This window comes from Paenibacillus sp. RUD330, assembly GCF_002243345.2.
Taxonomy (GTDB): Bacteria; Bacillota; Bacilli; order Paenibacillales; family Paenibacillaceae; genus Paenibacillus_O.
The window spans coordinates 4053239-4075884 of record NZ_CP022655.2; the positions used below are offsets into that span (position 1 = coordinate 4053239).

A 22646-nucleotide genomic window follows, 5' to 3' on the forward strand; every position below is an offset into this window, starting at 1 on the left:
CCGGCAGCACGGCGTTATTTCACGCCGGCGCTCGTGATCGCCCGGACGAAGGATTTCTGTCCCAGGATGAAAATAAGCACGACCGGAAGCGCCGCGATCGTCGTCATCGCCATCAGCTTGCCGTAGCTCTGCGTATAGCTGCCGGTCGCCATCATCGCGATGCCGGCCGTGATGGTGCGCATCTCCGGCGAGGTCGTGGCGTACAGCGGCCAGACGAAGTCGTTGTAGATGCCCATGAACGTGAAGATGCCGAGCGTCGCCATGATCGGCACGGCCGACGGCAGCAGGATGCGGGCGTACAGCTGCCATTTGTTCACTCCATCGATTCGTCCCGCCTCCTCGATTTCCTTCGGGAAGGACACGAAGAACTGGTACAGCAGGAACACGCCGAAGGCTCCGGCCGTCGCAGGCAGGATGAGAGCCGGGTACGTGTTGATCAGGCCGAGCGAGTTGAACTCCATATACATCGGCAGGAACGTCAGCACGCCCGGGATCATCAGCGAGGCGATGAACATCGGCAGCAGCACCCGCCGCAGCGGCAGGTCGTTCAGCCTCGCCAGCGCGAAGGCCGCCATGGAATCGATCAGCAGCACAAGTCCCGTCCCGATGACGCCGACGGACAGCGAGTTCGCGATCCAGCGCAGCACGGGCGTATTCATCAGCTCGCCGCCCAGCCCTTGCCTGAAGTTGTCGAGAGTCGGCTTGCGCGGGAGGAAATCCATCCTTCCCGAGAGCGCCTCGAAGTCGTTCTTGAACGCGGTCGACAGCATCCATACGAGCGGCAGGACCATGACCAGGGCGATGACGGCCGCGAGCAGGAGAAGAATTGCTTTTTTGGTTTTCGGATTCGCCATCTATGCCTTCTCCTTCCGGTTGGTGAGCTTGAACTGGACGACGGATACGGCCATGATCAGCACGGCCATCAGGATCGCCATCGCCGAGGCCGAGCCGACATCCTTGCGCGCGAACGCCTGGTCGAGCACATTGATCAGCAGCACCCGGGTCGTATCGCCGGGACCGCCGCGCGTGAGCAGGAACGGCTGCGCATAGATGTTGAAGGAGGCGATCGTCGAGGTGATCATGACGAACAGCATGACAGGCCGGATCGTCGGCAGCGTGATGGAGACGAAACGGGACCATGGCCCGGCTCCGTCGATCGAGGCTGCCTCGTAATATTCCTCCGGCACCTCGTTGAGCGCATTGATGAAAATGATCATATTGAATCCGATCGTCCACCAGATCGTCGTGGAGACCAGCGATATCCAGGCCCAGGGAGTATCGGTGAGCCACGGGATTCCCGCCATGCCCAGCTTGGCGAGCAGGCTGTTGAGGAATCCGGCGTTCGTGTCGAACATCATGAGCCAGATGACGGCCATGACCGAGGCGGACAGGGCGTACGGGAGGAAATAGAACGTGCGGAACAAGCCGCGCACACGGGCGGGCAGCGCGTTCAGCAGCATCGCGAGGCCGAGCCCGATGACGATGAGCAGCGGCACGGAATACAGGACGAACTGAGCCGTCGTCCACAGGCCCTTGAAGAACAGGCTGTTCTCGTAGGTGCCGGGCGTGAAGATCGTCACGTAATTGCTTAGGCCGACGAAGGCATGCTCCGCCGACAGCAGCTCGAAGTCCTGAAGGCTGATGACGACGCCGTACAGGATCGGGAAGAGCAGGAACAGCCCGAAGGCGGCCAGATAGGGCAGTATGAACAGGAACGAGGTCAGCCGGGAAGTCCAGGCGCTTTTCATAGGCGATGCCTCCATTTCATCTTTCCGAGAGTCGCGGACGGAAGGAGGGACGGGAAGCCGGCTCCCGCGCTTCCCGTCCCTTCCGCCCCATACGTTTGGAAAGCCGTTATTTTTTGATGGCCTGGCGCGACTTCGCCACGGCATCGTCCATCGCTTGCTGAGGAGATTTCTTGCCCAGGATCGCGTTGCTCAGCTCGCCCCACAGCGGCTCGACGATCGTGCCCCAATTCAGCACGTTCGGCGCGAATTGAACGGACGGGAAGCTTTGGGCGACCGTGCTCTGGAATTCCATCGCCTTGAACTCGGCGCTCTCAAGCACCTTGTGCGAGGCGACCGCCTGGCCGGATTCGGCCCAGTCGAGCGAGTTGCCGGCGACATACTTCAGGAAGTCGCCGATGCCGGCGAGCTTGCCCGCGTCCGTCACGGCCTTCGGCACGACAAAGCCGTGGGAGCCGGCATAGACCGCCTGCTTCGCCTTGCCGATCTGAGGAACGACGGCGACGCCGTAGTTGAGGCCGGCCTCGTCGAATTGGGACTTCATCCACGGACCATTGAACTGGATGGCGTTTTTGCCCTGGAGGAACAGCGTGTTCTCGCCGTCCTGCTGCACGTTGCCCGGAGAGATGCCCTTCTCGACCATGCCGCGCAGCCACTGCACCATCTCGACCGCTTCCGGAGAGTTGTAGGCGACGTCGCTGCCGTTCCACAGCTCGCCCCCGTTCTGCCAGACGAGCGACGGGAAGATGAACTGCTGCGGCCACAGGCTCGGCACCACGTAGCCGTAGACCCCCTTCGACTTGTCGGTCAGCTTCTCCACCGCCGAGTCGAATTCCGCGCGGTTCGTCGGAGGCGCGCCGATGCCGGCCTTCTCGAACAGATCCTTGTTGTAGTACATGACGAGCGGATGGATGTCCAGCGGAATCGAGTACAGCTTGCTGTCGATCGTCGCGTACTTGACCGGCGCTTCCGCGAAGTCCGCCGGATTGATGCCCGCCGAAGCGGCCAGCTCATCGACCGGCTGCAGCTGGTCCTTGCTCTGGTAGGTCGGCACGCTGTCCACATGCATGATCATCAGGTCCGGGCGCTCCTTGCCGGTGCTCAGCGCCACGTCCAGCTGCTTGTAGTACTCGCCGTTCGGCTGGATGACGAAGTTGACCTTGTAGCTGTCCTGGGAGCTGTTGTATTTGTCCACGATCTTTTTCATGAACGGGCCGTCGGAGCCGGAGAACGGCGACCAGAACAAAATTTCCGTCTTTTTGCCGCCGCCGCTTTTCTGGCCTTCTCCGGCCGGCGCGTTGTCGCCGCCGTTGCTGGAGCAAGCGGTTGCAAGAAGCGGAACCATCATCGTCATGGCAAGGATCGAAGCTTTCTTGAACTTCGGAGTCTTCATCTGTTTCTAATCCCCTTTTGCCTGGTAGTTCAAGGCGCGAGCGCTTTGATAGCTCTATCGTAAGGGAAGGGATGCGGTGAAAAAATGCCGCTTATACAGGAACAGTGGACATATTTACAGGTCACCCGGCGGGGAAGATGTCCATGCAATCGATCTCGGCGTAATTGCTGGAGCCGGTGAAGCGGATCGTATTGTTGCCGGCGTTCAGGTACACCTTGGCCGTCGAGGCGCCCCAGTTGTTCCAGCCGGAATAGGCCACGTAGAAGCCGGACGCCGCGCCGCCGTTGACGGACAGCGAGTGGATCGCCCAAGGCTGTCCGCTCGTGCCGTTGCCGTTGCGTACGGCCAGGACGTACCAGCCGGCAGACTGGGCAGAGACGGTGAACTGGGCATAACTGCTCGTCGTATCGAGATAGCCGACCTTCTTGCCGCCCGAGGCGCTGGCTTCGTTCGCAACGGCCGCGCCTCCTGACAGCAGCGCGCTCTCCGCCTCATACCGGTCCCGGCTAGGCTCGCCGGCAGGCTTGGCGATCGGAGCGTTGGGATTGACCGGCGCGCCGAGATTCGGCGTGTTGTCGGCATTCCACCCGAACGGCTGGGTACGGACATTGCGGGTCCAGCCGGAACCTTGCCACCTGGCGGCGTGATAGACGAGCCAGTCCTGGGTGCCGTCAGGCGACTTGGTGAAGCTGTGATGGCCGGGACCGTAGACGCCGTTCGCGCTGGCGAAGAGCGGCACGCTCTTTTTCGTCCAGGAGGCGGCGTTCAGCAGGTTCGCGGATGTGCCCGCCGTCACGAGGCCGAGGCAGTAGCCGTCCGTCCAGCTGCCGCTGGCGGAGTAGACGAGGCTGATCGTGCTTCCCCTGACGATGACCTGCGGGCCTTCGTTGACCTGAGGGACCGAATTCGTTTCCCATGCGTAGACAGGAGTCGCGATCCGCGTCCGTGCGGAAGAGATCGTCCACGGATTGCTCATCTGGGCGATGTACAGATGCTGCTTGTCGTTGACCGCGCCTTCCCAGCCCGACCAGATGAAGTAGCGGCTCGCTCCGACCGTCAGCACCGTTCCGTCGATCGCCCAGCGGTCGGCCGCATCGGCGATCTTGCCCTTGAACGTCCAGCCTCCCGCGAGCGGATTCGCGTTCGCGTTCTCCAGCACGTACATGCGATGGTTCTCGTTGCTGCCGTTGTCGGCGGCGAAGTAGACGTACCATTTGCCGTCGAGGTAGTGCAGCTCCGGCGCCCAGATGTTGGAGCTGTACATCGTTCCCGCCGGCGGCGTCCAGACGACCGCGCTGTCGCCCGCGTCGATGCCGCTGATCGTCTTGGAGCGCCACAGCGTGATGTTGCTGCCGGTCGTCTGGGTGTAGTAGTAATAACCGTCCGTATGCTTGTACATCCACGGATCGGCTCCGTCCTGCTTGATGACGTTGAAGAAGGTCGAGACCGGAGCGGCCTCGGCCCTGCCGCCGCCCATCGGGAGCGTCAAGGCCAAGGCCAGGCTGAAGGCAAGCAGAAACAGGGACCATCTTTTCAACATAATGCATTCCTCCTTTGACTGTCTGCGGCTTCTGCCGCAGCGCCTCCATTTTATGGGGATTGCGGGAGCGCTCCCATGACATTTCTTTTGGAGTTGTGGTCCTTTGGCTAGGAGGGCCGGCATCGGTCTCGCACGAGACCCGAGGAATGCCAAAAAAGCGGCAGCCAGATATCCTGGCTGCCGCTTGGCGCTAAATGGTTGTGATGCTTTCCGGCTTATAACCCGCCCTTTTGCCTGCCGATTAACGCCTCCCGTCCAAGACCGGTCTCAAGCCGGCTGGAGATCCTCTTCTCCCTTGCGGGAGAACGAGGAGGCCGCCTTGGCCTCGGCAAGCTCCGCAGCGAGACGGCGGCGCTTGCGCTCGAACTGCTTCAGATGCAGGACGGCCATCTCGTCCTCGGGGTTGCGCTTCAGATAGAATCGCAGTTCATATAATGTATGGTCAAGCTCCATCAGCTGCTCCTGAAGATCCGCAGGATCGACGAGGGCGGGCTGGAAGGCTTCGCGTTCATGGCATAGGTTTGCTTCGATCATCATGTCGGTTAAATCCTCCTGCTGGGGGTTGCGGTATTCGCGGGCTGCGGCGGGCTCTGCCCTGCAGAACCGCCGTCCGCTTCCTTTATTACCACCCAGGCGCATCCTCAAACCGGACGGGACCTTCTTACTTGAACTTCTTCCAATCCATGCTGCTGTTGTCGAGCAGATACTCCATGCTGCTCTCGTTGCGCTTCTGCTCGGCCTTGCGGGCTTCCTCCGCCCGGCGGCGCTCCTCCTCGCGGGCGCGCTCCTGCTCGGCCTTCATGCCGTCGGCCTGCGACTTCAGCCGCTGGACCATATCCGCCGGCAGCAGATCCTTGAGCGTCGCCGGCTTGGCGGCTTCCGCTCCCGGCTCGGGACGCCGAACAGGCGCCTGCTTTTTCTTCGCCATTTCCGGATCCTCCCCTTTCTACTTGCGTCATGGCCGATTATAGCACAAAGCCGGCGACGGCTCCGCCTGGAAGTCTCATCGACGAAGAAGCGGGAGCTGAAAGCGCCCGCCTCCCCTTCATAAGCACCAGCTTGCCTGCCGATAGCGTGGCCTCGCATCTACGCGCCATACTTGCCGTTCTGAATGGCCTCGCACCTGCAAGCCTCGCCCATTCAACCTGGCCTCGCAATTGCAAGCCTTGCCGGCCGTTCAGCCTGGCCTCACGCCCGCTTCGCGGCGCTCGCCAGGCGCAGCCGGATTCCCGAAGGATCGGTCACTTCGCCGCCTTCCGCCACGTCCCTGACCTCCGCTCCGCCGTCGCGGAGCCTGCTCACGGCGGCCGCCAGCGATTCGGCATCCGGATAGAGGATCGTGGAATAGGCAAGCCCCGTTCCGCGCTCCGGCGCAGGCGGAGCTCCTTTGCCCGCCCATATATTCAAGCCGATATGATGATGGTAGCCGCCCGCCGATACAAAAAGCGCGCCCATCGACTGCCAGCCGTCGGCGATCAGGTCGAAGCCGAGCAGGCCGCAATAGAAGTCGTAGGCGGCTTGCAGATCGGAGACATGGAAGTGAACGTGGCCGATGACCGTTCCGGCCGGCAGCCCTTGCCATTCATGTCCTTGGGCGAGCTGCAGCAAGCCCTCGACATCGACAGGATCGGTCCCCATGAGCACGTGGCCTTCGGCGTCATGCTTCCAATCGCTGCGCGGCCGGTCGCGGTAGATCTCGATGCCGTTGCCGTCGGGATCGTCGAGGTACAAGGCTTCGCTCACCCAGTGATCCCCTTGTCCGACCGGAAGCCTTGCTTCCGCCAGACGGCGCAGGACAAGGCCGAGCGACAAGCGGTCCGGCACGAGAATAGCGAAATGGTACAGGCCGGCGGTGCGACCCGCCGCCGGGACGGCATCCGGGCGTTCCTCCAGCAGCAGCAAAGGCTCCGGGCCGCCTGCTGTCAGCCAGACGCCCTCCTCGTCCCTGCGCAGCACCTGAAAGCCGATGATATCGGTATAAAACCGGACGGAACGATCGATCTCTTTGACTTTCAGCTTCACGAGACCGATCGAGACGCCGGGATGGATGGATCGATGCGGTTGAGTCAATCTGATTGCCCCCTTGAATAAGTTACTTATTAAAAGTAAGTATAATGCCGGCGGCAACGAAATTCAAGCGGGCGGTCCAAATCGGATCCGCCCGCCTTCCGTTTGCTGTTCTTGCAGGACCTAATGCTTCAGATGGTACGGCACCGTGGCGATGACGATGTCCTTGTTGCTGAACAGATAGGCCCGCAGCAGCAGGCCCGTCTGGTTGTGCAGGATATGCTGCCACCAGTGCTTGGTGATGAACTGCGGAATGAGAATCGTAATATGGTCATGCTCGCCCGTTTTCCATTCCACGGTATCGATGAACTTCAGAATCGGCCTCGTGATGCTCCGGTAGCTGGAGCGAAGCGTGATGAGGCGGACGCCCGGGTTCCACTCTTCCCATTTCTTCTCCATCCGGGCGATGTCTTCTTCGTTGAAGCCGACATAGACGGCGACGACGTTGTCGGTGAGCGACTTGGCATAGCCGAGCGAGTTGGCGACGACGCGCGTGATGCCGGCGACCGGCACGACGACCGTGCTGCCCTTGATGATCGGCTTGTCGACCTCCGGGTTGATCCGCAGCTCGGCGGCCACCTTCGTGTAGTGCTTGTGGATGCGATGGAAAAGCAGCATGACGATGGGCAGGAATACGAATACCATCCAGACATGCGCGAACTTCGTGAAGATGAAGATCAGCGTAATGCCGAGCGTCGTCAGCATGCCGATCGTGTTGATGGCGAGCTTGCCGATCCAGCCCTTCGGCTTCAGCCTGACCCAGCGGATCATCATCCCGAGCTGCGACAGCGTGAACGGGATGAACACGCCGACCGCATAGAGCGGAATCAGGTTCTCGGTGTCGCCCCCGAACACCACGACAAGGATGATCGAGAATACCGCCAGGAAGATGATGCCGTTCGAGAAGCCGAGCCGGTCGCCGCGCACCATGAAGGCATGCGGCATGTATTTGTCCTTGGCCAGCATGAACGCCAGCAGCGGAAAGGCCGAGTAGGCCGTGTTGGCGGCCAGGAACAGGATCAGCGCCGTAACGCCTTGGATGAAGTAGTACAGGATGCCCCGTCCGAATGTGCCGGCGGCAATCTGCGATACGACGGTCTCGCTCGCCTTCGGCGTGATTCCGTACCAATAAGCCAGCAAGCTGATGCCGAGGAACATCGAGCCGAGAATGACGCCCATCATGACCAGGGTGGACGCGGCATTCTTCTCCGCCGGCTGCTTGAAGTTCGGAATCGCGTTGGAGACGGCTTCCACGCCTGTGAGCGCGGAGCAGCCCGAGCTGAACGCCTTGAGGAGCAGGAACAGGCTGATGTTGCTCACCGTCGCGCCGATCTCCGGAACATCGGCATGGGCGCCGCCGAAGGCGTATTTGAGGACGCCGGAAATGATGAGCACGAATATGGATACGACGAACAGGTAGATCGGCACGGCAAGCACCGAAGCCGATTCCGTCACGCCCCTCAGGTTCATGATCGTCAGCAGGACGATGACGATGATCGAGATCAGGATCCGGCTGTCGTGCAGCGAAGGGAAGGCGGAGGTGATGGCGTCGGTTCCCGCGGAAGCGCTGACCGCTACCGTCAGAATATAATCGATGAGAAGCGAGCCGCCGGCCAGCAGGCCGGTCGTCGTGCCGATATTGTCCTTGGCGACGACATAGGCCCCGCCACCCATCGGGTAGGCATAGATCGTTTGGCGGTAAGACAGGATGAGGATGAGCAGCAGGCCGAGCACGGCGAGCGAGATCGGAATGGAGTACCATACGGCGGCGAAGCCGGCCACCATAAGGGCGATCAGGATTTGCTCCGTACCGTAGGCGACGGAAGACAAGGCGTCCGAGGACAGGACGGCCAGCGCCTTCAGCTTGGTGAGCTTCTCGCCCTCGAGCTCGCGGCTCTTCATCGGGCGTCCGATCAGAAGGCGTTTCATCCGGTTGACCATGATTCTTTTTGCTCCTTTGCGCCTCATGCGCAGTGTGATGATTACTTTGCCCTCTTGGAGAAACATCATGTATCGTACACCCGAAGCCGGCTTCTGTAAACGGGTTTTTTCCCGATGCGCAAGCTGCTTGAAGGACGGAAAATCTTGCGTTTCTCCCTCGGCCTCCACGCCAAATTACCCCGGTTGCTTTAATCCCGAACCATTCAGACAAAAAACATCGCGAGATAAAGCAATCGCTTGAATGGAACGGACAAGATCAGCGCAAAAACAGCCTCGGCCGCTGAAGGCCAAGGCTGTTTGCTGCGAGCGATATCCGGCCGGTCATGACCCATCATCTACGGATCCGGCCGGAAGTTCCGCCTTTTTACCGGCTGCTTCGGTCCCGATCCGTCAACATGGCGCTGTCTCGTACAACTCCTCAGGCAGCGCCTGTACGAACGGCGACCACTCGCCCGTCGAGTAGAGATGAAGCCGGTGCATGGCCCGCGTGCACGCCGTGTACAGAAGCTTCCGTTCGCTGTCCCGGCCGTAAGCTTCGGACGAGGCCTCGTAGACCAGGACGGCATCGAACTCGACCCCCTTGGCGAGATACACGGGAAGGATCATCACTCGTTTTTCATAACCCGGCGTGTCCTTCCCAATGAGCTGGAGCTCCTCCCCTCCAAGGTTGCGCAACGATTCATAGGCTTCCCGGCTTTCGGCTGCCGTCTTCGCAATGACGGCGATGGAATCGAAGCCCTCGGACCTGAGCGCCGCGATGTCAGCCAGTAGCTGCGCATCGCGCTTCTCCCGGCTGTCCAGCCTGTTCAGAAGGGGCTTGAGGCCTCTCCTCTCAAACGATTCGATCTCATCCCCGCCCGGCAGCATCGATTTTGTAAACTCAACCATATCCCTCGTTGAGCGATAGCTGCGCACAAGACGGACAAGGCTCGTGTCGGCTTCTCCGAAAAGGCGGAGCAGCGGCGAATCGGATGCGTCCAAGCTTGTCGCCTGAACGAAGATCGCTTGCCCGAAATCGCCGAGCACCGTCATACAAGCTCGTGGAAACAGCTTCTTCAAATATTCATATTGAAACATCGAGTAGTCCTGGCCCTCATCGACGAAGACATGCCGGATCTCCGTGTTCGTCCGGACCCCTTCGATCAGCTCTCTCAGATACAAGTACGGCGTCGCATCCTCGTGGAGCAGCTCGTTCCGGAGCAGCGCTTCCTTCGTTTGCTTGCATATTTCGGGCCATAATGGAGGGGTGGCCCCTCCGTTCGTCCGCTCCGGATAAGCGGCTTCGTCGGCAAACAATTGCCCGTAAATGCCTTCGACATCGATGAACGCGAATTTCCTCGCGCTTTTCCTCAGCGGCTTGAACTGCTCCTTCACAATGCGGCGGCGGAGCAGCTCCTCCTCCTTCTGGGCGAAGTCGAAGTCGCTCTCATCCTCCCGGCGCTTCTTGATGATTTTTTCGCGTACTGCGGCGTAATGCTCCGCAAGGTCGAACAGCTCCCGTTCTTTATGAAGCATCTCGAAGACCTCCGCGTACTGATCGGAATCGAGATCATCCAGCTCCTCCTGGACCCAAGGCGCATATCGTTCCTTGCGTTCCAGCGAAGCCAGCTCGCTCAGAAGCCATTCCTGCAGCAAAACGACTCGATTGTACAAAGGCAGCGAACGGTCATATCCGTAAAATTCCGCTTCCATCCGCTCCGCGGCAATCAGCTCGCGTTCCCGAAGCCGAATGCCGTTGAATCGCATGCCTTCCTCTCCCAACCAAGCCCCATAATTCCGCAGAGCTTGCAGGAAAGCTTCGGAAGCTTTGTATCCGATTCCCTGAAGACGAGCCTCATGTCCCGCCTCACCATGAGCGGTGAGCACATATTCGATCTGGTCAAAGGGATCCTCCGGGCGGAGCGATGGACCCAGCCAATAGTCGAGATACTCCTGAAAGGTCGTCTGCTGCATGTTCTCTTCGCCGAGCTCCGGAAGGACCGTGGAGACATAGCTGGCAAACATCGGATTGGGAGAAAAAAGAACGATCTGGTCGGCCTTGATCGTCTGGCGATGCTTGTAGAGCAAGTACGCCACCCGCTGCAGGGCCGCGGAAGTTTTGCCGCTGCCGGCCGCTCCCTGAACGATCAGCATCCGGCTTTTGTCATTGCGGATGATTTCATTTTGTTCCTTCTGGATGGTGGCGACGATGCTCTTCATTTGCGGGTTCGCGCCTTTGCCCAGCACCTGCTGCAGCAGCTCGTCTCCGATCGTTTCGCTCGCGTCGAACATGTTGCGGATGTGCCCTTCTTGTATGTGAAACTGCCTTTTGAGCTCCATCGCCCCATCGATGGACCCGGCGGGCGTTACATAAGAAGCCCGACCGGGGGAATGGTCGTAATATAGGCTTGCGATCGGCGTCCGCCAATCATAGATCAGGAAGCTCAATCCGTCCTCGTCGACAAAGGAAGCTACGCCGATGTAGATCTGCTCGGCGACTTCAAGCCCTTCTTCCTTGAAATCTATGCGTCCGAAATACGGCGACGGAAGCAGACGTTTCACGCTTTTCCACTGCTGCGCCAACAGCTTGTGGCCGCGCTCCCGTTCGGCCAACACCGCGGACTGCTGGTTAATCGTATGGAACGTCTCTTCAAAATCCTCATCCGTGCTCGTATTGATCGTCACATCTTCCCAAAACCGCTTGCGGATGTCTGCAGCTTGACCGCGCAGTCCGGCGACTTCCGGCTCCAGTTCGTCTATTCTCGCCTGCAGCTTGTTCCGGACCCCTTCCAGCCGCTCCTGTTCCAGCTTCCAATCCTTCGTTTCCATCTCTCCCTCAACACACTCCTCGTCTTCCTTTTTCTGGGGCAAAAAAGAGCATTGACAGAACAGAGTTCCAGATGTAAAATTAGATTAGGAATAGAATGGATACATCCACAACTTCATTTAATTCAATGCCGCTATAGATTGTATCATAGCGTTTTTTTGCGTTCAATATGTTTTACTTGTGTTTCTGCAGCGTCGTAAGCTGACTTTGACTACGGACCGGACCGATCAATGAATCAACCGAGGACTTGAGCGGGCTGGAGAGATGACCTATGCTTTCATCAAGGGCCGTCTTTTTACGTTTTCCGTCCCTCCCGTCACAAAGACACAGGAACGGAAGAGCTGGCCATTTGCGTCTGAACCGAGGCTGCAATGAAATGTCATGCAACTGAAATGTGGTTTTCAGCTTTTTTTAAGAAAGCGGTTTTATAATAAGCACATGACCCCCCTTTGAATATAGCAGCACCTTGGACCCCCCGGCTTACATGCCGGAGGGTCATTTTTTTGCCGGCATGGCCCGCTCTTCTTGAGCCAAGGCCTCCCCCCATTCCGGCCTCTCCGGCCCTGATTCATTGCCTGCCTTCATGGAAGAAAGCCCGGATGCTCTCCACGGTCTCCATATCCCCGCTCATAGTCCCGTCCACCGCCGCATACAGTGGGTATGAACCTTACTTATCTCGGCACGGAGGGATCGAGCTTATGACTCAGGACGACATCCGCCAGCTGGAGCGGGCGATCGACGAGATTACGGAAATCGCCACAGGCTTCGGCCTGGACTTCTATCCCATGAGGTATGAAATCTGCCCGGCAGACATCATCTATACGTTCGGCGCTTACGGCATGCCGACCCGCTTCAGCCATTGGAGCTTCGGGAAGTGGAAACACAACAATAATGAAGACAGGTAGACAAAAAGAAAGGGCCCCTCGAAGGGCCCTTTTATATTGCTTGTTGCTCGTCTGGGGTACCGGCCTCATCCTCTTCATCGGGGATGTATGTGCCGTTCGCAATTGCTCTCAACGCCGCTTTGACGTAGAGTTCGTGGAGGAAGTCCTCCACATCGGGCGGAAAGACAACGTTCTTGGCTGCCATATTGGTTCCCTCCCCTGAGTGATGTATATGCCGGCTGGTGCTGATAAATATCAGATCAATTTTCGTCGTATACCTCAATTCCGAGGTATAGCGCCAGGTGCTCGAAAGCCCTCCAACGAAGCTTATCGTAAGTCGGTGCTGATATTTCCATGTCGTTGTAAATCGTAAAATCCATGATATATCGTGACTCCCGATCAAAGTACCTGCGTTTGATCAAGTCCCGTTCCTTCTCGGGCAGTTCCTCGACAGCCGCTTCCACTTCCAAGCAGTAAAGCCGGCGCCGCTCCGGCTCGTCGATGTTGTACGCCGCTATGCTACCTGTCTGGTCGCTCGTTACGCCTGTGTCGCTGCGTGGCATATTGGAATAGCTGGCTGTCATGCTGACCTGGCGCCGCTGAAAACTGGTAAATTTGAAGAGTCGGTATTGCTCAAGAGCTGCTTCGACCCTCTCCTTGGTTGCCTTCTTGTCGATGTCAGAGCTGGACCGCGGCTGATTCACTTCAACTCCCCCTCATTCTAATGACGCAGCCATCGCCGCGCCCTTCACGCGAGATCGTTGGCGTCCTCTCCCTCTTCGAACTCCCATTGAACCGACTTCCGCTTCCTGCAGGTCAGCATGCCGCCGAGCTGCTGCAGCTTAATTCCATGGGAGCATTCCGATTTGCAATATCTATCGATTCGTGCCAGATGCCCCCGGGACGCCCGGATGAAATTCTTCTTAATCGGGCAGTCCATGCAATGTCCATCCAGAATGGCACTGATTCTTTCCAACACGTCAACCCGGTTAACGCTCACCGCCCCCGCCCCCTGTAAGGACCCACCTTGCAAATCTCGCGGTATCCGGATCTGCGGTCATTTCCTCTATTGAGTTTAAGCCCTTGAGCAGTTCGGCGATTCGTCCTTCAAGCTTTCTAATGATGCGACGCTGCTCAATGATGGTCTTAAACACTCCGGCCCTTTGGGTCGCAGCATCGTCCCGCTCCCGCTCAAGGCGCTGTATCTTTTGTCCTGCTGTCTCTTTCAAATTCTGTCCCCTCCATCACTAGAAACTCATAGCTATCTGCTGCGGGCGGCTTTCTCGTTCCAGGCGCAGGCGTTTGGCTTCCTCCCGCTCCAACTCCTCTTTTCCCCAAAAGGAGAGGCGGATATAGTCTCGGTATTCCTCGACTAGCTTGTCGTATTTGGAGTGAGCAACCGGAAGCTTTGGATCGCCCGGAGCCAGCGATTCAATGAAATGGGCACCGGCCAATATCCGCGCATGCAAATCCTTATAGTACCTCTCGTCCTGCATGGCCAACGCCGTCTTTCAGATATTCCATCGGCCAGCGCCGGCGCGACTCGTGGTATTCGCGTACTCCCTCGGCAATTCCGCCCGGATCCGCTCCTGGGATAACCTGCGAGATGAGCCGGACCTTTTGCATGTATGTCGCTCCGTTCAAGTCGACATGGTCGAGTTCGGCCAGTTCATAAAGCGCTTTGCATAGCTCGTATACCAGCCAATTGATTTCACCGCGGCAGGAACGAATTGCATACTGCCTGTTCCAGACAAGGGAAATGGCCTCATCGCGAAGAAGTCTGTTCCGTTCAGAATCTACGGCATTCCGCAGTCTATCGAGCCTCGCGATATAGTCGGTACGATCAGATCGGATTTTATGAATAGCTTCCATGAGGGCAAGTTCAGAATGTGCTGTTTTGAGTACCGCCCTTTGGCTTTCTTCTTTGAACGCTCTAATCATTGCCGGTTCCCCTCTTCCGCTTTTGATAATGACACAAATTTATTGAAGTTCTTGAGGAATGCGAGCTCCACCGTTCCGACCGGGCCGTTACGCTGCTTGGCGATGATGATCTCGATGATGTTCTTCTTCTCGGTCTCCTTGTCGTAATAATCATCCCGGTATAGGAAAGCGACGATGTCGGCATCCTGCTCCAACGATCCCGATTCCCGGAGATCGCTCATCATTGGACGCTTATCCTGCCGCTGCTCGACGCCCCGACTCAGCTGGGACAGAGCAATGACGGGCACTTCGAGCTCCCTGGCTATCTGCTTCAACGTCCGGGAGATGTGGGAAATCTCTTCCTGCCTGTTTTCCCCCGATTTCCCGCGTCCTTGAATCAACTGTAGATAGTCGATCAGGATCAATCCCAGGCCTTTTTCCTTTTTGATTCTCCGGCATTTGCTTCGTATTTCTGAGACAGTCACAGCAGGCGTGTCATCGATGTGGATGGGCAAATTTCCAAGGATGCTGATGGCGCTCGTCATCTTCTCCCAGTCCGACGCCTCGAAGTTTCCCGTGCGGAACCGGCCGGCATCCACATTGCCTTCCGCACACACCATCCGACCGACCAACTGCTTCTCGGACATTTCGAGACTAAAGATTGCAACTGTCTCTCTAATTTCCACAGCAACGTTTCGAGCCACATTAAGAGCAAATGCCGTTTTACCTACGGAAGGGCGGGCTCCGACGAGAATGAAGTCACTTTTTTGGAAACCAGCCGTCATGCGATCAAGCTCGGTGAATCCGGAAGATGCGCCAGTCACTTCCCCGTGCGACCTCTTCACGTATCTCTTTTCCGCGTCTTCAAAAACGTCGATTAAGATTTGTTCAATCGGCCTGCCGCCTTTTTTCTCATCCCGCAACTCATTGATTGCCTCGAGTTTGCTTTGAGTATCTGAAATCACTTCGTTAGGATCTACCAGCTGCTCCGCCTGTGCCAGCTGCTCCCTTAAATCTTCGATCAGTTGCCGCTGGGAATAGCTTTTTTTAAGCATGCCGACGTAATATCCCACTTCCCTTGGCGTTATGACCGTCCGTGTCAAATTAGACAAGTAACCAACCCCGCCAACTTGATCTAGCCATCCTTTATCTTTCAGCCGGGAAGTCACAGTAACGAGGTTAATGGGGCTGTGGTCGCTTGCGAGTTCTTCCATGCAGGCATAGATTTTTCGATGCTGCCCCTGGTAGAATTCCGGCCCCTTCAACCGATCAAAGACTTCATCCATGGCATATTCCGAATCAATAAGAATCGAGCCCAGGACCACTTGCTCAGCTTCGCTATTCTCCGGCATCCGGTAATCGTCGTTGTGATTCAAGCATCTTCACCGCCTTACGGAATGAATCCGGGATGCCTACGCTTGATTGCAACTGTCTTTCTTGAGCATCCAGCATGTCCCTTGTCTCCTTTGCATTCGGGACGTGGGGACCGACGGCACTTTGCGAAGGCTTCTCGGCAAGAACCCCTGGATGAGGGGGGAATCCATTGGCTGGGTTACGGATGTATCGCCAGAGATTCTTGTGGGCTTGTTCAAACGAAACGTCTTCCAGCAGCTTCGTCCAAATAAACACCTTGTCATCATCCTGCTGGAAGGTGCTATACGTGTTCTGCATTATCAGAAAGAGCTTCCTGACTTCCACCTCTTTCAAGCTCCATCAACTCCCTTATTTTCTGCTTGGCCTCGGCGTTCTTATCTTCCAGTGCCCCGGTGCGCTTGACCGGCTTACTTTTACCAGCAGCCTTCACAGCCAACTCGGTATATTTCTTGCGCAGGCTCGCCGGGCTCAGAATGTTCTGCTGCCAGAACGGATCCGCTGTGGCCCAATCAATGACGCGCTTTACCTCTTGCGGATCTCGTTTGTCCAATTCAAGTAGCTTGCGGCAATCATCAGCCCAGCTCTGGATGTTTGCTCCTTCAACCAAATGGGCAAGACCCAGTGCGCCTGCGAAGCTCATGATCTTCTCATGGAGATAAACTGCGAGCTTGTATGGACGGCTGTCCTCGGCATACGCTTTGCGTTGACGAGAAGAAGTCTTTTTCTTGTCATTCTTGTCATTCTTGTTTGTATTGTCCGGGTTCGTAGGGGTCCCGTGAGGGTCCCGCGAGGGCGCCATGTCGTTTTCATCGTTGCTTTCGCCGTTGCTTTCGTAATTGTCGAAAGTCTGATAAAAGCCGTAGTTATCAATGGTTATTAGGTATCCGTGCGTTGCTTTCGTAGTTGTGATCATGGTCGTCCCCGCGTTGCTTTCGCGTTGCTTTCGCGTTGCTTTCGCGTTGCTTTCGGAATCGCCTTTTTCAGGGTTTCTCAACCATTCGATAATATTGAAGATTTGATCTTTTGTGGGCTTCTCCCAACGCGCTCCTACACGCCATTTACAGTTATCAATAATTTCAGGGATGGATGTGTAAAGCTGCCCGCGACGGAGGCCTTTGTACGGCTTGTGCTGTGCTTTAGAGAGGAGGTATACCCACACCTTTATATACAAGGGGGGCTTCTCCCAAATGGAGCTCTCGATGACTTTCCTGGCCAAAAGGATACAGCCGCCCGGTATCAAAGGTTCGTTCACTACCTCACCCTCTTATTCGTTGTTCAGTTCCTTGAGGAACCGGTAGCCTGCCAGGAAGCCGGCGACATAGCCGCAGTCGTGCATCGTGAAGGCGTAGCGCTTGGATGCCTCCAGAAACTCAGATAGCTTAGGGACGACGGCTTTGGGAAGCTCAGATAAAAGAGTGTCGAAGTCCGATTCAAGAACGGTCGCTTCCTCTTCTTCCTCTTTGTAAATTGCACCGCTCATTACATGCGTGAAGCGAAGGCTTGCAGTTGCCAGTTCAACCAACACTGCCTCCATCCCAGCTTCAAACATCAGCATTTCGTTTTTGCTGGCAGGCGAATTCGTTTTGAGCCCCTTCTCTTTGGAAGCCTTATGAATAGCCTCATACCCAACCATCGATTGCAGAGATCCGTTACCCATTGCAATGCCCTCCTTTAGTTTTTGAAGATGGCGCAGCCGGCCTGAATTCCATCGAGGTATCCGAGTTTAAAGAAGCGCTGGGTCCGCTCTGCTTCCTGCCGGGCGACGAGATCGGCGACCTTTTCGTAAATCGCGGACTGCTCCGGCGTGAGCGATTACACGAACAAAGCTTCAGCTTCACCGACCAAATTGCCTCCCAGGGTAGAGCCTTCTTTCTCGAGCAGTTCATAGTAACGCTCGGCCAGCTCTTCAGAGAGTTTGGCCACCGTTTTTTCCATGGACATTTAAATTCATCCCTTCTTGTCGCCAGCTCGGCGCCCGTAGTATAATGGCTGCAACAGTTTTTTTCTTTTCGGCCAGACCTTGCGGCTCCTACCCCGCGAGGTCTTTTCAGTTCTTAATAGGCATAAGAGCGAAGATTTCTTCTGCAGAGTGAATGAATCGAGGACTGCTGTAGATTTTGTTTATCCATTCATCGCGTTCAATTACGCTCATTCTCCTTACTTCTTGCTTGATTGCCGCCGCCGTTTTTCCATAACGACGATTCTCGAGAAGACGGAAGAAATTATTCATGAATTCTGTAGCACCAGGATTCTTTTCTTCGACCATCATCCTGTAACTCACCATGATAAGCCCGCGAGCAGAAATTAATTTGCCGCCTTGTCCGTCTTCTTGAAAGTCCTCATCGTGACGTTGGAGCGCCTGCCGTCGCCGTTCATCCTCTTTATTCAACCTTCGAAGTGTTACATGCCCTTTCATTTGGGCTTCACTCGAGATGAAACGAACGTTCCGGCTGTAATCCGAATCCAGCCCTTCCGCTTCAAGTGCCTCCAGAAAGACCTTAATGTAAGCAGCTGCCTCTTCCACCGGAACCGGCTTTTCATAAACAAAGAACTTCTTCCCGTCATGAATGCAAACAGCATATAGGCTGATAGGATTCAGTTCGTCGATCGGAAAGACAATAACGTTGCCTCCGAGCTGTTCCCGATAGCTGATAGCTCTTTTTTCAATTTCCGCTTTATTCATCTCTGAATCCTCCATTTCCCGGATCGCTTGTCCGTCCTAATAAATAGTCACACGAAACGCCGAGGGTGTCTGCGAAGCTTGCAATCAGAGTCAAGCTTGGCTCTCGGCGCCCCTTCTCGTAATGGCTCAAAGCTGCCCTGCTGATTTTGAGCTTGTCCGAAAATTGATGCTGGTCCATTCCTCGGCGGTGCCGCTCGCCTGTCAACCGCTCTCCGAGTTTCTGTCCGACTTGAGTCATTGCGAACGCTCTCGCATCTCAATTTCCAACTCGAGAGTTGCGATCTCTTTATCCAGCCAACGTTTCGCCGATCCGGCCACGGCGCCGCTTTGACGAAAGACATGTAGCTTGTTCAGATGCCGAATCGCCTCAACGTTCGTTTTCTCAGGCATTCACTTCACCTCCCCCCAATGAGTTCAACGCAGCTTCTGCAGACTTTCTTTTCGTGTACCATTTTGGTTACTTGGAGATTGCCGCAGAAGCAGCAGCCGGGAGCGTATTTCTGAAGCACGATACGGCCGCCGTCAGTGAAGATCTCAATGCTATCAGCCGAATTGATTTCCAGGTTATCCCGAAGCTCCTTGGGCAGTACAATTCGTCCTAGATCGTCCACTTTGCGAAGCATTCCGGTCGATTTCATCATTTGATCTCTTCTCCTTTTGGTATAAAATTAAGTCGTTTTGAATATCATAATTGTAAAATTGTCATTAATAATGACATTTGGGTGAAAAAAATATTCATAACGGGACAAACCATTCCTTCACTTGGAGAATGTCACTGTTACGAACATACCTTCGCTTGCGCGATCATCAAGCACAAATTATAATAGGAGCAGAAAGAAATCCACCATTTAGGTAATTGTTCCAACTAATGCAATTAAAGAGATTATCCTTAAGAGGCCAAAGAAAGTACCGAACTTAATATTTCACATCACGCTCCTTCAAAGAAACTTGTTGGGGCTTTTCGTCCGCCTCTTGGTTATATCTGGCTTCCGTGTTCAGAATATACCATGTCTCCCAAAAAGACGTCAACACATTTTTGTCATTCAAAATGACATTTTATTTAGGAGAGAAATATGATTATGACTAATTCCATGGGTAGCAGGGTCAAAAACCTTCGAAAAAAGCACGGCCTTAGCCAAGAGCAACTTGCCGCCAGAATCGGCATGACGAGGTCTGCGTTGGGAAATTATGAAGTTGATCGCATCGTTCCGTCCAGTGATGTACTGGGAAAAATCGCTTTAGCCTTACAAACGTCCACAGACTACCTTTTGGGACTAACAGATAGTTCAATGCCGACGGAGGCCGAGGTTAGATTTGTGGATTCCCTTGATCTAGACAATGAAGAACTGATGCGAAAATTTGATTTAAAGATAAACGGGGAAGTTATCCCCTCAGAGCATCTCGAGTTGGCTTTGGGGCTCCTTCGCTCGCTCCAACAACAGAAGAATTCGGGAAAATAACTCGTTGCAGTTGGCGTAGATGCTTAACTGCTTCTTCTTTATTTCCGATGATTAGAATCAGTGCATTGAGTACGTCAATTGTCTCTTTTGCCATACTGCCCACCCCGCTTCGACAAATTTATAGGACAAAGGTGATCAGGAAAAATGCGCGTCTCCCGTGGGAGATGCCGGCTACAGGAGTGGCTTGATATTCGCGGCTTTTCTCAGATCGATTTTGCAGAAAAGACAGGACTTTCCGCACGCATGGTGTCTTACTACTGCACCAGCACAAGGCCGATGACTCCAGAAGCTCAATACCTAGCGCACAAGGCTCTTCACATTCACATGGAAGACTTGTACGAATGGATTATTGAGGAATAAGAGCTGGCACTGCCGGTTAGCCGGCACTCCCCGGGATCAACAGAACAACTGTTGTTCTGAAAAATTTTCATCCCTGAATCTCTTGTCCCTATTATATCCAGAATCTACCTTTACAGGAAGAGTAGAGTTCACAGGATAGATTTCGCTTGACTTGCGATACAAATTGTATTATGTGATGATACATTTAGTTACAAAAAAGCCCAAAACACGACTATTTTCGACGTGTTTCGGGCTTCTCTTCTTTATGACGAATGAGGTGCTTCACCTTGCTTCGTTTACTCCAGGCGACGTTTGCCGTCTTGTCCGAATCCTTAAAGTAGGCAAGGATGACATTGTGACCGACGATTTCACAATGATCAATCTTATCGAGATCAATTAGATTACTGGAATCCAACAGATCTAGATGAGAGAAGATTTCCTTGCACTGGGCAAATGAGTTGATCATCGTAAACATGCCTTTTGTTGTGTGGAAGCGAGGTATACAATGGTTGCTTTTAGGATATGGATACCAATTGTCAATGAAGACAATGTCTCCACCCCTAAATGTCTCCCATGCCCCATTCTCTTTCTCATTGATGATCCGAATGCCCAGCATCTCAATATCTCTGCTGTCCATGGCTGCCACCTATTTCTTCAGCTCGGCCGGAATATTTTTAGCGCCGATGTTCGTCTTCACGAACTTCGCCATGACTTTAGCGCTTTTCTCCAAGCCGGCGGAGATCATGCTTGCTGCGGAACGTTCCATATGTCGCTCACCTCCTCCCCTTGAAAGGTATGACAAGCACAGCCAAAACCAAGAGCACTAGCGCAAAAAGCTTTGACATGAAAAGCAGATTGAAAGCTGCAAGCAAGACAGAAATGATTTTCCATGTCGGGTAGAACTTTGCGTCCAGCGTCGAAGTCTTGGGGTCGATGTTAGGCGCGAACTGAGCGAGCAGAATTAGCGCCGTTATAGTGAATACTAGCACGTACGTTCGACTTGCATCAACAAATGGCAGGACACTGAAAATAGCTGTAGAAAGAATAACGCACGCGGTGTGGGGCAAATGAAATCCGCCGCTGAAAATACGCACGACATTAAACAACGCGAGGCATATTAATGATTCCCATACCATCCCGGTTATTGCGCCAATGGACGCGGTCAAAACGGCCGTTATGGCGAAGTTTAAATACCCGCCAATGGCAAACTCCATGACTTCAACGCTACTCGTATTTTCTGGATCAGCTGCCTTTATCCGCAGCGATATGTTTCTTGACCAAGTATCAATCATTCAAATTCCTCCTATGCGAGAGGTAATAGACTCCGCCTGTCGAGACAAGTGAAAAAACAAGGGCGAGTGGATAAATCCAAAGATACGTCATGTGGAAGAGCAGTATGGCGTTAATACATATAAATACGATCCCGCCCACAAGTCCCAGCGCTAAAACGCGGTTCTTCCCGGAAAATATAGGGCTCTTGACGGCAAAGTAATGAGGCGGCCTGACGATAAATGCAAATCCGAGATTCATGTAGAAGAACAGCCAGGCGGTAAAATAAACTGCGAGGATGGTGCCGATCCAGAGTACGTATGTTTCAAAGCCTTCGATTCCAGAGGCAGCAGCTGCGTAATCCAACAGCCCGGTAACCATAAGAATGAAATAAATAAAATACTGGATAGATAAATATACAAGTAAGCCAGTAACAATTATCAAAGTCGATTCAAAAGTCCGAATTTTTATCAATATTCTTAATGCCACAATATATATGATTAATTGGATAGCTAGATCAAATTGGGGAATATCGAAAATTACGCGGTTTAAAAATGATATTATTGCTATGACAATTGAAGTTATGATGATTTGCTTTTTATATTCCAGAAAGGGCATGCGGAAAAGCTTAAACGATATTGCTAATACAGACAGAGCATCGAATATACTCAACACAATGAACACGAGATCCCCCAGCTTCAACCCTCAACACCATCACTTTCCGACTTTTTTTTCCGGATGTAGTCTTCAGCTTTCTTTTTTAGCCAGATCGGCGTACCTTCATCGAGGGTTGCATCTGGTTTGATGAAGTCCCCTCGATAGTTTGGATTCAAGGCGCGGCGGCCGGCTAGAGAAATGTTCTGACTGGTCGTGTTGAGGGCTTTGGCGATCCATGATGCTGTTACATATTCCTTGATAAGCTCAATCTCCTTTCATGCTTCAGCGAAATTCCTTCCAATCCTATCTCTGAGATCGGTATGCTCCTTAATTCTGTTTTCATAGGAAGTAATGAGCCGCGTCTTTTCTTCTGGGGTAAGGTTCATTGCCTGCGAGTCTTGAATCTCACTGATGATTTTCTTGAACTGCTTAATCTCTGAATCTAAAGCCATTTTGATTATGACGACTTCATCAAGATTCAGTTCTTCGAGGTACATTCGCATTTGCAATTCCCTCCCGGTTTCAAGTCCGCCGCTTTACATTTCTAATTATATCCAATAGCTTTCAC

30 protein-coding genes and 1 pseudogene are annotated in these 22646 nt (G+C 54.4%); 2 read left to right on the plus strand and 29 right to left on the minus strand.

Annotated features, from left to right (window positions below; genetic code table 11):
* Window positions 1–14 precede the first annotated feature (14 nt).
* The 9 genes from CIC07_RS18525 to helD form a co-directional block, all read right to left on the minus strand.
* Window positions 15–854 (minus strand): carbohydrate ABC transporter permease, encoded by an 840-nt coding sequence (locus tag CIC07_RS18525; RefSeq protein WP_076353944.1) that lies wholly within the window; start codon window positions 852–854, stop codon window positions 15–17.
* Entirely contained in the window at window positions 855–1748 is an 894-nt protein-coding gene (locus CIC07_RS18530) for a carbohydrate ABC transporter permease (RefSeq protein WP_076353942.1), read from the minus strand. It abuts the gene before it with no gap.
* A 106-nt stretch (window positions 1749–1854) separates the two neighbouring features.
* The gene (locus tag CIC07_RS18535; protein ID WP_076353940.1) at window positions 1855–3138 is read right to left on the minus strand and encodes an ABC transporter substrate-binding protein; all 1284 of its coding nucleotides are present in this window, start codon (window positions 3136–3138) and stop codon (window positions 1855–1857) included.
* Window positions 3139–3259: 121 nt separating this feature from the next.
* Window positions 3260–4678, minus strand: a complete 1419-nt coding sequence (locus CIC07_RS18540) for a family 43 glycosylhydrolase (RefSeq protein WP_076353938.1) — start codon at window positions 4676–4678, stop codon at window positions 3260–3262.
* Window positions 4679–4945: 267 nt separating this feature from the next.
* Window positions 4946–5215 carry a hypothetical protein gene (locus CIC07_RS18545; RefSeq protein ID WP_076353936.1) on the minus strand — a complete coding sequence of 90 codons (270 nt, stop codon included), beginning with the start codon at window positions 5213–5215 and terminating at the stop codon, window positions 4946–4948.
* 124 nt (window positions 5216–5339) lie between these two features.
* Complete coding sequence (locus CIC07_RS18550; RefSeq protein ID WP_076353934.1) at window positions 5340–5606, minus strand: DUF3886 domain-containing protein; 267 nt, start codon at window positions 5604–5606, stop codon at window positions 5340–5342.
* A 260-nt stretch (window positions 5607–5866) separates the two neighbouring features.
* On the minus strand, window positions 5867–6748 hold the full coding sequence (locus tag CIC07_RS18555; RefSeq protein ID WP_083687871.1) for a VOC family protein: 882 nt from the start codon (window positions 6746–6748) through the stop codon (window positions 5867–5869).
* A 120-nt stretch (window positions 6749–6868) separates the two neighbouring features.
* Window positions 6869–8686, minus strand: a complete 1818-nt coding sequence (locus CIC07_RS18560) for an APC family permease (RefSeq protein WP_076353932.1) — start codon at window positions 8684–8686, stop codon at window positions 6869–6871.
* Between the two features lie 390 nt (window positions 8687–9076).
* Window positions 9077–11494, minus strand: a complete 2418-nt coding sequence (gene helD, locus CIC07_RS18565; RefSeq protein ID WP_076353930.1) for an RNA polymerase recycling motor HelD — start codon at window positions 11492–11494, stop codon at window positions 9077–9079.
* Window positions 11495–12190: 696 nt separating this feature from the next.
* Here helD and CIC07_RS18570 point away from each other — a divergent pair.
* Window positions 12191–12367 (plus strand): annotated as a pseudogene (locus tag CIC07_RS18570) (SpoVR family protein); the annotation flags it as partial.
* Window positions 12368–12428: 61 nt separating this feature from the next.
* Here the strand turns inward: CIC07_RS18570 and CIC07_RS18575 are convergent.
* The 15 genes from CIC07_RS18575 to CIC07_RS18640 form a co-directional block, all read right to left on the minus strand.
* Window positions 12429–12581 (minus strand): hypothetical protein, encoded by a 153-nt coding sequence (locus tag CIC07_RS18575; protein ID WP_165895350.1) that lies wholly within the window; start codon window positions 12579–12581, stop codon window positions 12429–12431.
* Window positions 12582–12636: 55 nt separating this feature from the next.
* The gene (locus CIC07_RS18580; protein WP_094248138.1) at window positions 12637–13080 is read right to left on the minus strand and encodes an ArpU family phage packaging/lysis transcriptional regulator; all 444 of its coding nucleotides are present in this window, start codon (window positions 13078–13080) and stop codon (window positions 12637–12639) included.
* 44 nt (window positions 13081–13124) lie between these two features.
* Window positions 13125–13316, minus strand: a complete 192-nt coding sequence (locus CIC07_RS18585; protein ID WP_240923486.1) for a zinc-finger domain-containing protein — start codon at window positions 13314–13316, stop codon at window positions 13125–13127.
* Window positions 13317–13365: 49 nt separating this feature from the next.
* On the minus strand, window positions 13366–13605 hold the full coding sequence (locus CIC07_RS18590) for a hypothetical protein (protein ID WP_094248140.1): 240 nt from the start codon (window positions 13603–13605) through the stop codon (window positions 13366–13368).
* Window positions 13606–13623: 18 nt separating this feature from the next.
* Window positions 13624–13872, minus strand: coding sequence for a hypothetical protein (locus tag CIC07_RS18595; protein WP_094248141.1), 249 nt, complete (start codon window positions 13870–13872; stop codon window positions 13624–13626).
* Window positions 13850–14317, minus strand: coding sequence for a hypothetical protein (locus CIC07_RS18600; RefSeq protein ID WP_094248142.1), 468 nt, complete (start codon window positions 14315–14317; stop codon window positions 13850–13852). Before CIC07_RS18600 ends, CIC07_RS18595 begins: the two co-directional genes overlap by 23 nt.
* A complete protein-coding gene (dnaB, locus tag CIC07_RS18605; RefSeq protein WP_481855872.1) occupies window positions 14314–15672 on the minus strand; it encodes a replicative DNA helicase in 1359 nt (452 codons plus the stop codon). Before dnaB ends, CIC07_RS18600 begins: the two co-directional genes overlap by 4 nt.
* Window positions 15635–15967: a replicative helicase loader/inhibitor gene (locus CIC07_RS18610; protein WP_094248144.1), complete on the minus strand. Its 333-nt coding sequence runs from the start codon at window positions 15965–15967 to the stop codon at window positions 15635–15637. Before CIC07_RS18610 ends, dnaB begins: the two co-directional genes overlap by 38 nt.
* Entirely contained in the window at window positions 15951–16922 is a 972-nt protein-coding gene (locus CIC07_RS18615) for a phage replication protein O (protein WP_094248145.1), read from the minus strand. Before CIC07_RS18615 ends, CIC07_RS18610 begins: the two co-directional genes overlap by 17 nt.
* A 12-nt stretch (window positions 16923–16934) precedes the next feature.
* A complete protein-coding gene (locus CIC07_RS18620; RefSeq protein WP_094248146.1) occupies window positions 16935–17327 on the minus strand; it encodes a hypothetical protein in 393 nt (130 codons plus the stop codon).
* A gap of 155 nt (window positions 17328–17482) precedes the next feature.
* Window positions 17483–17611, minus strand: a complete 129-nt coding sequence (locus CIC07_RS25715) for a hypothetical protein (RefSeq protein ID WP_277345183.1) — start codon at window positions 17609–17611, stop codon at window positions 17483–17485.
* Window positions 17612–17717: 106 nt separating this feature from the next.
* Window positions 17718–18353, minus strand: coding sequence for a hypothetical protein (locus CIC07_RS18625; protein WP_094248147.1), 636 nt, complete (start codon window positions 18351–18353; stop codon window positions 17718–17720).
* On the minus strand, window positions 18346–18591 hold the full coding sequence (locus CIC07_RS18630; RefSeq protein ID WP_094248148.1) for a helix-turn-helix domain-containing protein: 246 nt from the start codon (window positions 18589–18591) through the stop codon (window positions 18346–18348). The genes CIC07_RS18625 and CIC07_RS18630 overlap by 8 nt, the downstream gene beginning before the upstream one ends.
* Complete coding sequence (locus CIC07_RS18635) at window positions 18588–18743, minus strand: hypothetical protein (RefSeq protein WP_157741942.1); 156 nt, start codon at window positions 18741–18743, stop codon at window positions 18588–18590. The genes CIC07_RS18630 and CIC07_RS18635 overlap by 4 nt, the downstream gene beginning before the upstream one ends.
* A 5-nt stretch (window positions 18744–18748) precedes the next feature.
* On the minus strand, window positions 18749–18994 hold the full coding sequence (locus CIC07_RS18640) for an AbrB/MazE/SpoVT family DNA-binding domain-containing protein (protein WP_094248149.1): 246 nt from the start codon (window positions 18992–18994) through the stop codon (window positions 18749–18751).
* Between the two features lie 438 nt (window positions 18995–19432).
* Between CIC07_RS18640 and CIC07_RS18645 the strand changes: the two genes are divergently transcribed.
* Complete coding sequence (locus tag CIC07_RS18645) at window positions 19433–19813, plus strand: helix-turn-helix domain-containing protein (RefSeq protein ID WP_157741943.1); 381 nt, start codon at window positions 19433–19435, stop codon at window positions 19811–19813.
* Window positions 19814–20384: 571 nt separating this feature from the next.
* On the opposite strand, the gene CIC07_RS18650 is transcribed toward CIC07_RS18645, so the two are convergent.
* The 5 genes from CIC07_RS18650 to CIC07_RS18665 all read right to left on the minus strand — a co-directional run bounded on the left by CIC07_RS18650 (window position 20385) and on the right by CIC07_RS18665 (window position 22581).
* Window positions 20385–20789, minus strand: coding sequence for a hypothetical protein (locus CIC07_RS18650; protein ID WP_094248152.1), 405 nt, complete (start codon window positions 20787–20789; stop codon window positions 20385–20387).
* A gap of 9 nt (window positions 20790–20798) precedes the next feature.
* Window positions 20799–20918, minus strand: a complete 120-nt coding sequence (locus CIC07_RS25500) for a BREX-1 system adenine-specific DNA-methyltransferase PglX (protein WP_240923487.1) — start codon at window positions 20916–20918, stop codon at window positions 20799–20801.
* Window positions 20919–20925: 7 nt separating this feature from the next.
* Entirely contained in the window at window positions 20926–21444 is a 519-nt protein-coding gene (locus tag CIC07_RS18655; protein WP_094248153.1) for an accessory gene regulator B family protein, read from the minus strand.
* Complete coding sequence (locus CIC07_RS18660; RefSeq protein WP_094248154.1) at window positions 21437–22123, minus strand: hypothetical protein; 687 nt, start codon at window positions 22121–22123, stop codon at window positions 21437–21439. Before CIC07_RS18660 ends, CIC07_RS18655 begins: the two co-directional genes overlap by 8 nt.
* 230 nt (window positions 22124–22353) lie before the next feature.
* Window positions 22354–22581 (minus strand): hypothetical protein, encoded by a 228-nt coding sequence (locus CIC07_RS18665; RefSeq protein WP_094248155.1) that lies wholly within the window; start codon window positions 22579–22581, stop codon window positions 22354–22356.
* Window positions 22582–22646 lie beyond the last annotated feature (65 nt).